Annotated in this window: 9 protein-coding genes and 1 pseudogene; 1 reads left to right on the plus strand and 9 read right to left on the minus strand. The window is 41.4% G+C overall.

Going from position 1 to position 16,795, the window contains the following annotated elements:
- Window positions 1–53 precede the first annotated feature (53 nt).
- From BUA17_RS07565 to BUA17_RS07600, 8 genes and pseudogenes are all read right to left on the minus strand, one after another.
- Entirely contained in the window at window positions 54–1,355 is a 1,302-nt protein-coding gene (locus BUA17_RS07565; protein WP_072733121.1) for a sensor histidine kinase, read from the minus strand.
- Complete coding sequence (locus BUA17_RS07570; RefSeq protein WP_064640817.1) at window positions 1,330–2,028, minus strand: response regulator transcription factor; 699 nt, start codon at window positions 2,026–2,028, stop codon at window positions 1,330–1,332. Before BUA17_RS07570 ends, BUA17_RS07565 begins: the two co-directional genes overlap by 26 nt.
- Window positions 2,029–2,365: 337 nt before the next feature.
- Window positions 2,366–3,403 (minus strand): branched-chain amino acid aminotransferase, encoded by a 1,038-nt coding sequence (locus tag BUA17_RS07575; protein ID WP_063563680.1) that lies wholly within the window; start codon window positions 3,401–3,403, stop codon window positions 2,366–2,368.
- Window positions 3,404–3,687: 284 nt separating this feature from the next.
- On the minus strand, window positions 3,688–4,686 hold the full coding sequence (locus BUA17_RS07580; protein WP_064637644.1) for an NADP-dependent oxidoreductase: 999 nt from the start codon (window positions 4,684–4,686) through the stop codon (window positions 3,688–3,690).
- 318 nt (window positions 4,687–5,004) lie between these two features.
- Window positions 5,005–5,757: pseudogene (locus tag BUA17_RS07585) on the minus strand (SDR family NAD(P)-dependent oxidoreductase).
- An 83-nt stretch (window positions 5,758–5,840) separates the two neighbouring features.
- Window positions 5,841–6,413, minus strand: coding sequence for a TetR/AcrR family transcriptional regulator (locus BUA17_RS07590; protein WP_072733122.1), 573 nt, complete (start codon window positions 6,411–6,413; stop codon window positions 5,841–5,843).
- A gap of 94 nt (window positions 6,414–6,507) precedes the next feature.
- The gene (locus BUA17_RS07595) at window positions 6,508–7,545 is read right to left on the minus strand and encodes an aldo/keto reductase (protein WP_072733123.1); all 1,038 of its coding nucleotides are present in this window, start codon (window positions 7,543–7,545) and stop codon (window positions 6,508–6,510) included.
- Between the two features lie 383 nt (window positions 7,546–7,928).
- Entirely contained in the window at window positions 7,929–9,920 is a 1,992-nt protein-coding gene (locus tag BUA17_RS07600) for a Na+/H+ antiporter (RefSeq protein ID WP_072733124.1), read from the minus strand.
- 353 nt (window positions 9,921–10,273) lie between these two features.
- On the opposite strand from BUA17_RS07600, the gene BUA17_RS07605 reads away from it, so the two are divergent.
- A complete protein-coding gene (locus BUA17_RS07605; RefSeq protein WP_072733125.1) occupies window positions 10,274–11,380 on the plus strand; it encodes an FAD-dependent monooxygenase in 1,107 nt (368 codons plus the stop codon).
- A gap of 170 nt (window positions 11,381–11,550) precedes the next feature.
- On the opposite strand, the gene BUA17_RS07610 is transcribed toward BUA17_RS07605, so the two are convergent.
- Entirely contained in the window at window positions 11,551–16,710 is a 5,160-nt protein-coding gene (locus tag BUA17_RS07610; RefSeq protein ID WP_072733126.1) for an NPCBM/NEW2 domain-containing protein, read from the minus strand.
- Between the last annotated feature and the right edge of the window lie 85 nt (window positions 16,711–16,795).

Consider the following 16,795-nt stretch of genomic DNA (forward strand, 5'->3'; position numbering starts at 1 on the left):
TCAAAAAAATAAGATCACCAACATGTGTATCATGTTGGTGATCTTTTATTCATTCAGCCCTTCTTGGGTAAATGCACAATAACGTTGAATTGATCGCCGTGAATCTCGACCTTAATCTTGCCTCCATGCAACTCAACGATGCTTTTCACAATAGCCAGCCCTAGTCCCGAGCCTTCTGTCTGGCGGGATTCGTCTGCTCTTTTGAAACGTTCGAACAGTTCTTCCGCATCAAAATCAATCTCATAGGCAGAGGTGTTTTGAATTTTAAACCTTACCAGATCATCCGTCTCGTCCAGATAAATATAGATGCGGGTTCCTGGAAGCGAATATTTCTGTGCGTTGCTAATTAAATTTTCGAATACACGCCATATTTTATTACCATCCAAATTCGCATGGATCGGAAACTTGGCAATCCTCTCCCGAATTTCGAGCGACGCTTGTCCCATATGGGTGTTTGATTCTGCTATCGCTTGTGTCAATAACGTTGCCACATCGACATACTCCATATCCAGCTCTATTGTACCGCTGGCCATCTTAGAGATATCGAACAGGTCTTCAATTAATAGTTTCAGTCGAAGCGCCTTGCGTTCCAGCGTTTCAATATAGGCTCGGGTTGTTTCCGAAGGATGATTTTCTTTTTTTAATAAATCGACATAGTTGATAATTGAAGTAAGCGGAGTCTTCAAATCATGCGATACGTTGGTAATCAGTTCCGTTTTTAACCGCTCGCTTTTCATTTGATGTTCCAACGCGCTTTGATACCCGGCTTTCATATTGTTAATATAGCCGGCAAGTTCAGATAGAGAATCGTTTCCGTTATCTTGAATTGAGTTCTGAATATTCCCTTTGGCAATCTCTTTACTTCCATTGATGATGGCCATGAATCGCCCAAGCTTGGAGAGCATATAAGGAACCAGAAACAGCACAAATAGCAACAAATAAAGGATGAGCCATCCCTGTCCGTAATATGTGACTGCTTCCCAAAAACAAATGCCGGCTAAGGCGGTCAGCAGAAACATAAGAATGAGGCCAAACGTTAGTCTCCCATTTTGCAGACTGGCTCTAAAGCCGGTTCTCCAAATATGAAAATAATCTATCAACACACTGCCATCCCAGAAGGAACGTTTATTATGCGGTGCCTTAAAATAACGAAATAGTCTGGCTACCAACAAACCCAAGATAATACTGGAAAGCAATTCCCAGATGAAACGTGAAGTTGAAAATCTCAGACTCAACCCCAGGTATGAATACTCGTTTATAAGTATAAAGATCCCTATAATAACTGCGATTATGATGACAAGAAGGTCGATTCCAATCTTTCGATCTTCTTTACTTTTTCTCGATTTTGTATCCAATTCCCCATACCACCTTCAAATATTTTGGGTCTTTAGGATTGATCTCAATTTTCTCACGAATGTTTCTCACATGTACGGCAACCGTATTCTCTGAAGCAAAGACCGGTTCATTCCACACGCGCTCATAAATCTCTTCAATCGAGAAAACTCTGCCCTTGTTTTCCATTAACAACTCCAAAATTTTGTATTCCTTCGCCGTCAGTCTAACGTCCTCTCCATCCACTTCAACAGTCTTGGAGCTTTTGTTCAGCACAAGTCCTTTTACTTGAATGATCTCTTCTCCAATGGAGTGAAAGGAACCTAAATTCGTAAACCGGCGCAGCTGGGATCGGACTCTTGCGATCAGTTCCAAGGGATTAAACGGCTTCGTTATATAATCGTCAGCTCCAACATTAAGTCCCAAAATCTTGTCACTATCCTCCGATTTGGCGGAGAGCATAATGATTGGTATATTTTTATCTTCACGAATTTTAAATGTCGTCTTGATTCCATCAAGCTGCGGCATCATGAGGTCCATGATAATAAGATGAATCGTTTCTTGTTCAAGGATCTCCAGTGCCTCCACTCCGTTAGAGGCCGTAAATACGTCTACATCATTGCTTTTTAAGTAAATAACGAGAGCTTCTCGAATTTCCGGTTCATCGTCTACAACAAGAATATTATTGATCTCCATATTTCTCACCTTCATCGCGTAATTGCTCCTACAACTCTACAATACTTTCTGCGGAGGCACCAGTTATGTAAAGCGAATACATTTTTCCATTTTCGTTTCATCAGACCATCATACACAATCTACATGAAAAATCTCTGGTATAAAAACGAAGGAATTTATGAAGTTTTAATACATCGTTAGATAGTGATTGAGAACTTAATGAATCTCATGGGCAATGTTTATTCAACATGGTTATTCCCTTCGCATACGTTTATGCGTGTCGAAAAAAAGGATGAAATCGAATAGATATCATTTTCCCTCTATGCACCCTTACATTTCAATAGAAAAAAGCGGGGCATTAAGCCCCGCCAATAGTAATGTTTGTAATCCAGCCTTCAGGCGCTGGGAGAACTCCCATCTGGATACCAGTAAGAGTTTCTAGTAGTTTCTTTGAAATAGGTCCCATTTCTGACATACCACTTGGGAAATATATTTCTTTACCATGGTCATCTATTTTACCCACAGGAGAAATAACAGCTGCAGTTCCACATAAACCACATTCTGCAAAATCTTTTACCTCTTCGAAAAGAACTTCCCTTTCCTCAACTTCAAGGCCGAGATATTTCTCAGCAACGACCATTAAAGATCGTCTGGTGATGGACGGAAGAATACTTTCTGACTTAGGTGTAACAACTTTATTGTCTTTGGTTATAAAGATAAAATTGGCCCCGCCTGTTTCTTCAACCTTGGTTCTGGTTGCAGCATCCAAAAACATATTTTCATCAAATCCATTTTTTTGGGCTGTTCTTAGCGCATGAAGACTCATGGCATAATTCAATCCTGCTTTGATATGTCCTGTACCATAAGGCGCAGCACGATCATAATCACTAACACAGAGGGTAAGGGGCTTGGCTCCTCCTTTAAAATAAGGGCCTACTGGTGTAGTAAATACTCTAAACTGATACTCTTCAGAAGGTTTAATCCCAATAACAGGACCACTTCCGAATAGAGTAGGTCGTATGTATAGTGTAGCACCAGAGCCATACGGTGGTACATATGATGCATTTGCTTTTACTGTCTCGACAATAGCATCTATAAACCTATCCTTTGGAAAGGGTTGCATATGAAGTCTTATAGCGGAATCCTCCATGCGCTGTGCATTTAAATCGGGACGAAAAATAGCAATTTGTCCGTCTTGGGTGGTATAGGCTTTTAAACCTTCAAAGCATGTCTGCGCATATTGGAGAACGCCTGCCGATTCGTTGAGCACTACATTGGTATCCTCTGTTAAAATTCCATCATCCCATTTTCCTTCTATAAAATTTGAAACATATCGTTTTTCTGTCTTTCTGTAATTGAATCCGAGATTACTCCAGTCCAAGTTTTGCTTTTCCATTTTGTCACCATACCTTTATTTTATCATTTCATTTTTGAACCATTTACTGCGATACTGCCTTTTCTAAACCTTTAGGAATTCTTCCATTTGTAAGTTACACAATTAAATTCTATTGTCAAAATAACACGTTCAAACAATTCAGGTCAATTAATAACAATAAAAAGTTGGAGTTGTTTAAGTCATATATGTATCTATCCCCGTTCTTTCTTTAATATCTAAAGAAGAACGGGGATCTTCATTAATAACATCAACCTTAGTAACGGGACTCAGGTTTCGTAATACCTTTAGAAGGTCAGAATCACTTTTCCCTGAGAGTGACCCGTCGACACTTTATTCAATGCCTTTTCGATATCATCAAACGTGTAGGTTGAGTCTATAGATGGCTTAATATCATCTTTTTCTATTAGGCTTGTGATCTCTTGTAATTGAATTCCACTGGCTTGTACAAATAAAAAGCGGTATTCATTCTGATTCTTACGCGCTAGAGAATCCAATCGAGCACCTGCCAGACCAAACAATGCTTTTTTCCACATCGGAAAATCATTATCAACCGCAAAGCGATAATTAGGGCCAGCTTTCAAGGATACCAATTTCCCATGTGGTTTTAGAATACCCAGTTCAGCTTTGATATCTTCGGCACCCAAGGTGTCTATCACATAATCGATATCGGACAAGATGTCAGCATAATGTTCTTCCTTATAATTAATGAATTGATCTGCCCCGATTGATAATGTACGTGATCTGCCTCTTTCACTGCCACTTGTAATAACCGTTAATCCCATGGACTTAGCAATGGGGATAGCCATCGCACCGAATCCTCCGGTTCCTCCAGGAATAAACAGCTTTTTATTGGTTTTGGCTTGAAGTACATCATGTAACGCTTGATACGCAGTTAAGGAAGTAAGCGGCACGGCAGCAGCTTCAATAAAAGATAGATTCTCGGGCATCATGGATAAAGCATCTTCATTCACAGCTGCATATTCAGCAAAAGCACCAATTTTATTCAGCGGCAACCTTGTGTACACATGGTCCCCTACTTTAAAATTCAAAACATCTTCACCAACAGCTTCAATCACACCAGATAGTTCATTCCCTAGAGTTAAAGGCAACTTATAGTTGGCAATCATCCGAACACTGCCGTTCATATTCATGATATCCAGTGGATTGACACCCGCAGCTTTTACTTTGACAAGGACCTCTCGACTATCGATATGAGGGATGTCCATCCGGTTTAATTCTACATGAATGGTTTTGGAATACTTCTGTATTTGAGCTGCTCTCATCATCTTCCTCTTCCTCTGCTATTAGACTAAAAATATGACGTACAATGTTCAGTTGTACGCCACGTTTCACGCTTGATGTTAGTGTAGCTCCTCTGTTGAAAGCTAAATCTAATTGAGCTAATTCTTTTACAAGGTAGATATAAAGTTCAGGACCTTATTCACCATCTTGGACTCCACCCAGAGGTGTATCCTCTCTGTCATGTGTGCCATTGCGAGTCGATGGGGCAATTCTATCTTACCGATTTTCGTTGTAGTCCATAATTTCACCAATGGTATTCACTGCTGTTTTGATGTATTCCACAGCTATGTGAATTGAATTTATAATTCTGAAATAACTGGATAGATCGGACCTCTCAGATTGAAATTATAGTTCTGATCTACGATCCCTACCACTTCGTTGTGATCATACAGTTCCACCATAAAGCCCGCCATTTCTTTAGCCGTGTGGTACTTAGGCATGTTTGCTTTGTAGTCAAATTCTTCAGCATCTATGGATCTCTTCACGAATTCCGTTTCCGTTATCGCGGGTGCCAGGATTTTCGCTTTTAGTTTTGCACCTTTCAGTTCCAGTTCTTTGGCAAGACCTTCTGTGAAGGCACTAACATAATATTTCGATGCAGAATAAGCAACACTACCAACAGCAATGGCATATCCGAGTGCGGAAGAGACGTTAATTAACTGAGTACCTTCAACCTCAGCATAATCTCGCACATACAGTGTAGAAAGGATGGTCAGGGATTCAATGTTCACTCGTAACATCGTTTCAACTTTATCTAATTTCTGTTCTGCTATAAATGAACCTTCACCGAGCCCTGCATTGTTGATCCAGGTCTCAATCTGGTATTCCTTCAGATTGTTATATAGTGTGTAAGCCTAATCTGTAACAGATAGGTCACTTGTCTGAACAATAACATTTACTTGGGGATCTATACTCTGAATGGTTGATTTAAGCTCCTCCAGTTTATCCAATCTTCTAGCTACCAAAATCAAGTTTTTTCCACGTGCTGCAAATGCTAATGCCGTTTCATATCCAATTCCTGAACTTGCTCCAGTAATCACTGTGTATTTCATCATAATCTCTCCTTAGGTTCCTACATTTTTTTAGAATGATCGTTCTCTAATGTGTAAAAAAACAGTTAGATCTAACTTGCTGTTTAATCTAAAGCAGACAGTGTCATATCAATAATATTCATTATTTTTTGTTGATCTGTTGTTGTCTTAACCAACGTACGCAGTCCTAGCCAAGCGTTCATTAGATAATGAGAAATAACTACCGAGTCAAGATCAGAATTAATCTCACCCGTTTGTTGCCCCTCCAGAACAAGGTTAGTCAAACATTCCTCGGTTCGCGCATAACTCTCACCCACGAAGCATGAAACTTCAGTGTCTAATACACCTAACTCCACACCTGAATTCACCAAAAAGCACCCCAGAGGTTCTCCTTCGTTTCTTACAGTAAACTCAAACATCTCACGGATTAATTGTTTGATTGGTTGTTGTTTTTCAATCAGAATCTTCATTCTGCTGGTCTGCTTCGTTTCATATCGTTCCAGAGCTTTCATAAATAAAGCATGTTTATCCCCAAAGGTATCATAGATACTTCTTCTATGAATACCCATAAACTCAACCAAGTCTTGCATTGAAGTTTTCTCATATCCTTGTGTCCAGAAGAGATGCATTGCTTTATCTAATACTTCATTAACTTCAAACTCTTTGGATCTTGCCATCGTCATCACCTCAAATAATCATTATACATTAAGTGATTGTTCGGCAAACTGAGATAGTTAAATTGAACATATCTCAGTGATAAGACATGTCGAATTAAGCCTGGATTCTTCGTTTGTTTGCTTGTAGCCAATCCGGTGTCCAACCTTTTTCCAGAGCATCCAGGGTCACACCCGGCGGAACGATGGCGTCGATTGCATCCAGGATATCAGTGCTTAACCGGATATCGCTGCCTTTTAATGTTTCACGCAGTTGCTCAATTGTTCTTGCCCCCACTATTGCAGAGGTAATCGACGAATGAGCTTGTGTAAAAGCCATGGCAAGATGAGGCAACGTTAATCCTGCTTCATTTGCAAGGGTTTGGAGCTCGGCAACGGCTTCGAACTTGGTACGATTTTCTTCTCGATTCGGGTCGACAACAACCGAAAGTTTCCCTAGTGATCCCGCTGCTCTTGAATCTGGAGCAGCCGCTTCTCCCGAGCGATATTTTCCAGTTAATAAGCCACCCGAAAGCGGGCTCCAAACCAGGACACCCATTCCATATTTCGCGGTCGCGGCAAGCAAATCGAATTCGATACTCCGGTTCAAAATGGAATAAGGGGCTTGCTCAGATACGAAGCGTGCCATATTTTTACGTTCACTAGCCCATTGTGCTTCGGTTACCTGCCATGCTTGAAAATTGGATGTACCGATATAGCGAATCTTCCCTTCACGAACCAAATCCGTCAACGCGTCAAGACTCTCTTCAATATCGGTATGGAGATCTGGCTGATGCAGTTGATATATATCGATATGATCCGTTTGAAGCCTTCTCAAGCTTCCCTCGACTGCACGCTTGATCCAATACTTCGAGTTACCAGATTGATTAAGTCCACTCCCCATGGGCATCCCGCCTTTTGTGGCTAGAATAACATCCTGTCTGCGGCCCTGTAGGAGCTTACCCAGAATCTCTTCGGATTGACCACTGGAGTAAACGTCCGCCGTATCAATCAGGTTAATGCCTCCAGCCAAAGCCTCATCCAACATGACTGCAGCCTCTTTTTCCGTATTATTTCCCCAAAAACCAAATGTGCCTGTACCTAATACAAAACTGCTTACTTTAAGACCTGTATTTCCTAATACACGATACTCCATGTTCAATTCATCCCTTCTACATATTGATATATTGAGAACGAACATTCTAATATAGGCATAAAACTACGTAGTAAGATCTTACACCGAGCCCCATCACTCTCTGCTTCGTAATCGTGTATATCTCCTACGCCAACAATATAACATATCTAGAACGATTGGTAAAGAATCGTTTTATAACTGTCTTGTGATCGTTATTAGTAAACTTATAGGATAGTAAAATCCCCTTTCAGCATCCTCGACTTCGAACAAGAACATGTACCGATACAACAAAAAAAGCCGCTGTAATAGCGACTTCAATGGTTTTGTCCCACGATACTTTGTCACGGATGTTAATTGTTTTTCAACGGGTTAACATGTTGTTCCATATGCTCTTCTCATAAATTCTAAGCCATTGCCTCTTCTCGCAGATCATGCTCCATGAAGAGAATATCACGTTTCATTTCTTTCATGCCCTGTCTTGAAATCCGCCCTGTCTCAAACATAGATTGAATGTTGTCTCGCTCCAGTTGAATTCCGACCCGGCCCAGATCCTGCATCGATAGGTCGAACTCTCGTCGGGAGTATGTGTCCGATTCGTTTCTGGTCATACGCAGCAGTATACTTTCATATTGCAAGATCAGTGAGCTGACTGCCTCTATATCTGATTCGCCTTCTGAAAGCAGACCTTTTAGCTGCTCAATGACATAAGCCATATTTTGAATTTTGAGTCTGGTCAATTCAGCGCGTCTTTCTCGAATGCTTAGTCGGGCAGGATTCAGCATCCCGAACATTTCGACCCATTGCTTAATGGGAAAAACCTCTTTTTTATAGCGGACATCTCTTGTGCGCATAAACAACAGTTGGTTAATTCTTTTAAGGTAATTGTACGCTGTATATGGATTTACTTCTTTCTTTTCAAGAGCAAGCAACGTATTCTCTCTTTCCCATTTCATGACATACAGACCCAAGGACCGCTGTGTCTTATCTTTCTTTTCATCTTTCCTAAGTGTTCGGATTCTGGAAGTATACATATTGATAATATGGGCGGTCGCAAGCCGGTTCTGGTCCGTGGTCAGTTCATTTAATCCGGTAACCACATTCCTCAGAATCTCAATTTTCGCCTGAATTTCGTCCTCTTCCTGCTCCGTTTGTGTTTCTTTACCTAATAAAAGCGGCAACAGATAGTTGGATGCCAGAAGAGTCCACAAGATAACTCCAGCCGCAAGGAAAATGATCAGATCTCTGGCTGGAAATGCAGTTCCATCATTCAGAAAAAACGGCAGTGACAAGGTACTCGCCAGTGTAATCGTTCCCCGAACTCCCGATAGACTGAGGATAAGCGCATTCTTCAACCGGAGCCGCCAAGGTTCGCGCGATTTGGCACCTTCAGGATTATCCATTAGCATTGCCCAGATGAGACGCAGCCCGAGTACAGCTAAAGTCAATAATAGTGTGTACATAATGACTTTAAAATTCCCTATGTCCGAGTTACTCCAAATCGTCTGGATAATATCAGGAAGCTGTGTTCCAAGTAGTAGGAAAACCAGTCCGTTCAATACAAAGATAATGACCGACCAGGTGCTTTTGGATACAACACTCAGCTTGGCTAACTCGGGGTTCATTTTCTTGTAACCAAAAGAATGGGCGATTCCTGCGGCGACAACAGCCAGGATACCGTTGACCCCTAATTCCTCCGCAGCCATGAAAATCAAAAAAGGAGTCAGGATCTCAATCAGCATGTGGAGCGTGACATTCTCCATCCCCAATTTGCGCAACCACTTCACCACACCATATTTTACTAAGGTAAGCAGAAGGCCTAACACCACACCGCCAAGTGAAATGGCAATAAAACTGATACTGGCCGTTTTGAAAGAGAATACACCTGTGACCATTGCAGCTACAGCGAATTGAAAGGAGACCAGCCCTGATGCGTCATTTATTAACGACTCTCCCTCAAGAATTTGCATCGTCTGATGGGGGATCTTCACTTTCTGCTCCAGTGCACCCACGGCCACAGCATCGGTAGGTGCTAGTGCAGCTGCCAATGCGAAGGCTGCCGCCAGCGGGATGACCGGAAGTAGCCAATTCAGGAAATATCCCATCACGGCTACCGTTACAAACACCAGACCCAGCGCTAGCAAAAGGATCGGTTTCTTCAGCTTCCAAAGCGCTTCTTTATCCGCATGCCTGCCATCATTGAACAGCAACGGGGCAATGAATAAAAGTAAAAACAACTCTGGATTTAATTTCAGTTCATAATGCAAGGGCAGCAAAGTAATTAACATCCCCAGCGCAATTTGAATAATAGGTACGGAGACCGAAGGGATAAACCGGTTTACTAAATTGGATAAAGAGACTGCCGCCAGCATCAACAAAATAAATTCAAACAATTCCAAACGAATCTTACCTCCATATTTATCTGCAATAAGCAGCTTTTCGTAAAACAGGTTTCTAACAAGAAGTCATCTTATTTTAAAATGCATTTATGAACTGTATATGAATCGCTTTGCACCTAGCCTGCCCAGAGCAATATTCTATAATCCACATAGGTATTTTTATCGGAATTGCCGATAATTTCATTAATACTTTCTAATCGAAATTTCTTTTCAGAAGGTACCCCGCGCTGTTGAAAAACAAAAGCAGCCGCTTAGCGGCTGCTTCTGCATAACTACATTCATATTCAGTTCACAAAGCTATTTTATTCTATACAACATCATTAGAAATATTATGGATCATGGGAGGAACGAATATGAAAAAAAATATTCTAGTTAGTGGGGCGAGTTTCGCCGGAATTTCAACAGCCTACTGGATGAAGCAGTTTGGCTACAACGTGACCGTTGTTGAGATCGCTGAAGGTCTTAAAAAAGGCGGCACACCTGTAAATATCCGCGAAGACACCGCCGACATCGCGAAACGTATGGGGCTTCTAGACCAAATCCAGTCGAACAAAATAGACATGGAATTGATGGAATTCAAAAATTCCGATGATGTCACTGAAAGAGTCGAAATCCGTGAGCAGCTTGCAGAAGATGAATATGAAATCGAGCGAGATGTATTGCTGGATATCATGTTCGAGGCTGTCCAAGATGACGTTGAGTTTATTTTCGGAGATAGCATTACGTCATTAAAGGAAGAAAGTGATGGCGTTGAAGTAGTTTTCAAAGGAGGACAAAAGCGCTCGTATGACCTGGTATTCGGCTGTGATGGTATTCATTCGGCCGTCAGAAAATTATACTTCGGCGAGGAAGCGGAATTTTCGCATTTTCTTAAAACGTATTTCTCTATCACGATCGTGGATAAGTTGTTGATCCGGGAGAATACGACACAGATGTACAACGAGCCGGGCAAGGCGGTCATGCTGAACTCTTATAACAATAAAACCGATATCGTGCTCTGCTTTTCTTCGGAGAAGGAACTCCCTTACGACTACCGAAACGAGGAACAGCAGCGGGATATCATTTTGAATCAATTTTCCGGACTAGGCTGGCGAACGCCGGAATTGCTGGAAGAAGTGAAGAACTCAAAAACTTTTTACTTTGACAAGCTGTGCCAAATGAAAATGCCGTCGTGGACAAAAGGCAGGGTAGCCCTAGTCGGTGATGCTGGATACTGCGCCTCTCCGGCTGCTGGCATGGGTGGATCACTCGCAATAGATGGAGCGGCAGCCTTGGCTGATGCTTTCCAAAAAAACCATGGGAATTATGAACTTGCGTTCCAAGAATATAATCAGAGTTTCCGTCCTTTCATCGAGGAAGTTCAAGCAAACGCAGAAATGATGGTAGATTTTCTAGTCCCACGAACTGAAGAAGACATTCGCGAAAGAATTTCGCAAACGGCATCCATCAAGGACATATAAGGACCGATCTGTAGGATATTGAGACTATCCTTTGAGGGTATTTTTTCAGTGTGTATTTGTTGAGTTTAATGATTAGAATCAAGTTCTTGTCCTCAGTTTGGGGCAAGAACTTGACTCCTCAAACAAAAAAAACCGCTAAATTAGCGGTTTTCAATGGATGCATGCAAAGTTTATTGGTGATTTATCATATAGATCAATCCTATAAGATTACCTTTTACCTCGTATACTAAGTTAAAGGTGTAATATCCTTTTTCTTCATTGGACATATCTATAGTGAACTTGTCGGGGCTCTTTTCCCATTCGCTCACATTGATCAGTGTTTCTTTAAACGTTTTATTGTTTCTAACACTTGCTGAATAGGGGATCACTTTATTACCATCTATTCCTGTAACCAAATTTGTGACTTCAATGCTAGGGCCCGTTAGCTCTCCTACTTCAATGATTTGAGGATTTGCCAACAAGTTAGCGAGTTTGGTTAACCCTTTTAATGGCGAGAAATCCGTAATTGCATTGCCTGTGATATCTAACGTCACCAAGTTATTTGCGTACTGCAACCCCTCTAGGGATTTAACTCTTCCAGATTTACTATTAAGTGTTGTCAACTTCAGCATATCGCCAAGGGTTAGATCTCCCGTTATTCCTAGCGTTGTCTTAATAGAGTCTCTTAAATATTCATCTTGTATGACAATCGACGCAGTTAAATCAACTTCGGTTAATCCAGCTATTGCTGCCTGTAATGCCGCTAGTGCTGTATCCACTTCTTCTTGCTTAACTTCCTTATTAGCCAGGATCTCCTCGGCGGCGGATAAGCTAGCGGTGAACGCCGCAGCACTCTCCTCTGTGTACCCATCAAGATTAATCACTTTAGCATCTGTAACAACTTGTTCCAGATCTCCAGTATATAGTCTAGCCGCGTTGACAAAATGTAGCTTTGTATCTCCCCATGTGGCATGGTCAGATCCATTGCCATTTCCACCATCTGTCACGACTAATTTAAGCTCTTTCGCTCCGTTAATGTCTACTTCAATGAATTTTTGCGGATCTCTAGAGTTCATAACTCCACTGTCGAATTTCTTATCTCCATCCACATAAACCTCAAAGCTTACAGAGCCGACAGAACCATACATTTGCCGATCTACACCCACATAGGACGTGAAGTAATCATAATTCTTATCGCTTAAATCATACACAATCGTAGAGTTCGAATGTGCTCCAATGCCTCTGTCATAGATTACTTCACGATTATTCTCATCCGTTAATCTCAAAGCATGATTACTAATCGAAATATCCTTTTGCGGAGCAGCATAGCTATTTTGGGTAGAAGTCCAATCAACATCTGTCAGATACTTGTAATCCTCCATGTTAACGACAGCGATCGTACGTGTTTGCGTCACTACATTACCATCGCTATCCGCTACAGTGTAAGTGATTGGATATTCTCCAACTCGATTGAAATTCACTTGCTCTCTTCCCGTAACCACTACACTAGAAGTTAAATCCCCATCCTCAGCATCCACGGCTTTATAATTTTCATCGATCTGGAGGGTTTGTCCTACTTTCATCGATATCGATTTCGGTATCGTAAGTGTTGGCACACTATTTAGTACAAGGAACTTTGCATCTGCAAAATCAGCATGATCAGAAGCATTTCCGTTACCTGCATTATCTACGATTAGCTTCAATTGCTGTACACCCGCAAGCGGGATTTGAACCCATTTGGCTTCCGTACCATATTTCATCAATCCACTGTTATACACTTCTTGGCCATCTGCCAGAATACTGAACTTCACGCTAGAGTTATTCTGCTCCGGAATATTGCGATCGACACCTACGATCGTTTCAAAATAGGCGTAGTTATTATGGGCAAGATTATATACGATTTCCGAATTGGCGTGTGTTCCAATTCCCTTTTCAAACTCTTGAATTGCACCATTGACGAGTAACTTGATTGGATTGTTCGAACTGGCTTTATCTTTTCTAACCACATTATAATCTGTTTTAGCCGACTCCCAGTTCAAATCGCTTGCATATGGGCTGGCGCTGTAAACAACGATTTGTCGTGTCTTTGTAATGGCATTTCCATCGCTGTCAGTCACTTTGAATTGGACTTGATACGTTCCAGACTTACCTGGATTGAAACCATTCAAGTTCACTTCAACTTGTGCTGTTAAATTACCATCTTCGGCATCAAATGCTTCTACGCCCTTCAGCACATCAAACTCACTATTTAACTTCACTGTAGCCATTTCTTCAGGAACCGTTAACGTAGGTAGGCTAGCATTATTTGTGAACTTTGCATCTGCCCATACCGTGTGATCCGCTGTATTTCCATTGTGGTTCGCATCGGTTGTGACGAGCTTCACTTCTCTTGCGCCTGTTACAGGGATCTGTACAAATTCATGTTCTGTACTCGATTTGAACACATCACTGCTAAATTTCTGTTCCCCATCGACGTAGATTTCGAACGTTGCAGAGGAAGCCGCATTACCTTTCACAGCCTGATCGATACCAATATAACTCTCGAAAAAGTCATACCCTTTGTCTTCAATGTTGTACACAACTTCAGAGTTGGCATGAACACCTAACCCCTTAGTATACATTGCAGCTAGACCTTGTCTTACTAAAGTAATTGCGCTACCTGATGGTGCCTTGTCCTTCTTCAAGGAGCCCCAGCCTACACTAGCTGATGCCGTATCCAGATCGGAGGCGTACACATAATCACTTGTTACGGTTACGTGCGCCGTTTTGGTTTCGGTAGTTCCTTCATTCTTGATTTCATAGACAACCTCATAATTTCCTTTTGTCGTGATATCCACGTTATTTGTTTTTACAGCGATAGTATCGGTAAGATCTTTCCCTTGATAATTCGCTGCCTTAACGTAGCTGATTGGATCAAAAGCCTGATTCAGCTTGAGCGTAATATGCTCTTCAACCGATAGCATTGGTTTGAATGCCTTAACCTCTACCGGGCTCAGCGCATTCAATTTTTTATCATAGCCAATGATCTTATAGGTATAGTTTTGAGCCCTATCGACATTGGCGTCTACAAATTGGTCCGCACCCGTAAATCCAACTAAGACATTGTCCCGGTATATTTCATAACCCAGCAAATCTTCCTTGTAGGCTTTATCCATATTAAAGCTCAACGTATTCGTTTTTGCTGCTGCATTCGAGCTAATATTGACGTTGATAGAAACATTTTCATTAGCGATCCCTGTTCCTTCATAGTGGACGACTGAATTATTTAAATACCATAACTTGTTGGACGCCGGGTATTTGCTTACCTTCACTTTGGTCTCGGGATTAACTGTAAAACCGTGTCTAGCAAAAAAGCTGCTCAAATCCTGACCTAATACTTCTGACGAGAATTCTACTAAATATTGTTGTCTGGAGCTTTCCCCATTAGGAAGGGATACTTTACGATCTCGATATAGACTATTTAACTCCGCCCAGTACCCTGGATGGGCCAATTCTAATTGCCAGAATGCGCCGAGTCTCGCAAAAAGACCCTGCTGTTCCATCGCTACTTTATTTTCTTGAATAACATATTTATAAATATCCGATTCAAATGGGATGCGTGTATCTATGGAATTACGCTCTACTGACATCAACATAGGTAACATGTTATTGCTGACCTCACCATACTCCCGTTCACCTACAGCCATGCGGTGCCCGATCTCATGCGATAAACCCCAACCTGGATATACCTTGCTGAAATCTTGTAGCATCAAAGGTACGGTTTCAGCCTGAATTCCAGTATGGTCACCTGCTGCATACATCGCACCATACGGCTGCATTAATCTAATATTCTCTCGAATAAGCTTAGGATCATGGTTCTCACTGCGGCCATCTAGACCAAAGTAATCAAATAATCTATTAATCCATACATCATAACCCGTTAAGGTAGCCACAGGATTTTGACTCTTCGTAATAAACTCATTGTAGGCTTGTGTAGCCGTACCTGTAAAAATAATACGATCACTCACCATTTCAACTACGTCGATCATTTCACGGTCTTTAATGTTCGGATGGGCTGCTTTATCTGCATCTAATCTTTGTTTATAATCGTTCAAGAAAGCTACAAATTCGGCCGGATCAGAGTCCTGCGTCATCATCGGGAACCGTTCTACACCTTCAAAACGAATACGAGGCGCTTGACCTTGTTCTTCAGACGTATAAGGATTAACGATGTAGATAGGTCCACCTTTTGTTATATCATGGGCGTAAGCACTGGTTGTAGGGTTTTCAGGTACCACGATCGTATTTTTTCCAAGACGCAATTGCACTCCTTTTGCCCAGCTATTCCAAGCACCTTCTTGCTGCGAAAAGATTAATGAAGGCACTTTATCAGTAGAATCGACATCCACATATACGTTAATCGTATCGCCCGGCATAGCTACAAGTCCGGTAGGCTGGTTATTGGTGCCCATGCTAAATCTTAAGTTTTGCTGCGCATGCTTCTTCATATCGCCATGTTGTTCAGCTGTAATGATCATTCCTGCGGTTTGCAGTTCACCGCTCACGATCTTTTGGGCTACATCAAGCTGAGCTTTAAACTGTGAATATAAAGGATGGGACTTTGCCTCATTTTCCAAAGCAGTTATTTTCTCTACTGTGTTAAACTCCCCGCTAACCTGACTATATGTATTATCCGTAAACAGTTTGTTCATCTTATCCGACAGAGCATCTTCTTTATAAAAAGCAAACTCAGCCGCACTCGCCCAATCTTGATTTGCCTTCTTGAAGACAAACTTGATTCGCTTAAATGCTGTTGGCGCAAATTTCATTTCAACTACGTCACCTGTGGAGCCTTTATACTCCCCCGTGGATACTAACGTGAAATCATCGCCTGCATCCGTCATTGAACTGTAAATCTCAAACTCTTGAGCGAATCCTTTCCCTTTAGCTCCAGTTTGTCTAGCTGCGTACACGATTCTATTTAATGTAGTCGATTCATCCAAAAGAAGTACGACCTCATTTGTAAATGTTGAAGAATTGGGTTTACCTGTTTCCCAGTGTGTATTTATATCTCCATCAATCCCCTTATTTATGGTGGAACTTGAGTAGTTCCCCCCATTATTAGTGATTGACTTAATATGAGTAGTGTTCATTTTAAAGACATCATTATAAGCATTTAAAATGTCTTTTCCGTATAAATCAAACAGTTTAACGGATGCCACAGTGGGTACAATAGTGCCACGATCCCCTGCTTGGTTTGTCACAGTAGCATTAGAAACACTGGATAGTTGACTTCCTGCAGCATACCCTGCTTCACTTGACAGGCCAACGAGTAGTGCTGCAGATGTAGCGATTGCAATCATTTTTTTCATAATTGTTTCCTCCTGATGAATGATAGTTATGACAACTGACCTAAAATAGCGCAAAAAAAACTACCCATAAGAGTAGTTTTATTGC

The sequence above is a fragment of the Paenibacillus sp. ov031 genome (genome assembly GCF_900143165.1).
GTDB lineage: Bacteria > Bacillota > Bacilli > Paenibacillales > Paenibacillaceae > Paenibacillus > Paenibacillus marchantiae.

Coding starts and splice junctions, on each gene's coding strand:
- BUA17_RS07610 (WP_072733126.1), bottom strand. CDS start 16,710: ATGAAAAAAATGATTGCAATCGCTACATCTGCAGCACTACTCGTTGGC.
- BUA17_RS07595 (WP_072733123.1), bottom strand. CDS start 7,545: ATGGAGTATCGTGTATTAGGAAATACAGGTCTTAAAGTAAGCAGTTTT.
- BUA17_RS07570 (WP_064640817.1), bottom strand. CDS start 2,028: ATGGAGATCAATAATATTCTTGTTGTAGACGATGAACCGGAAATTCGA.
- BUA17_RS07575 (WP_063563680.1), bottom strand. CDS start 3,403: ATGGAAAAGCAAAACTTGGACTGGAGTAATCTCGGATTCAATTACAGA.
- BUA17_RS07605 (WP_072733125.1), top strand. CDS start 10,274: ATGAAAAAAAATATTCTAGTTAGTGGGGCGAGTTTCGCCGGAATTTCA.
- BUA17_RS07580 (WP_064637644.1), bottom strand. CDS start 4,686: ATGAGAGCAGCTCAAATACAGAAGTATTCCAAAACCATTCATGTAGAA.
- BUA17_RS07590 (WP_072733122.1), bottom strand. CDS start 6,413: ATGGCAAGATCCAAAGAGTTTGAAGTTAATGAAGTATTAGATAAAGCA.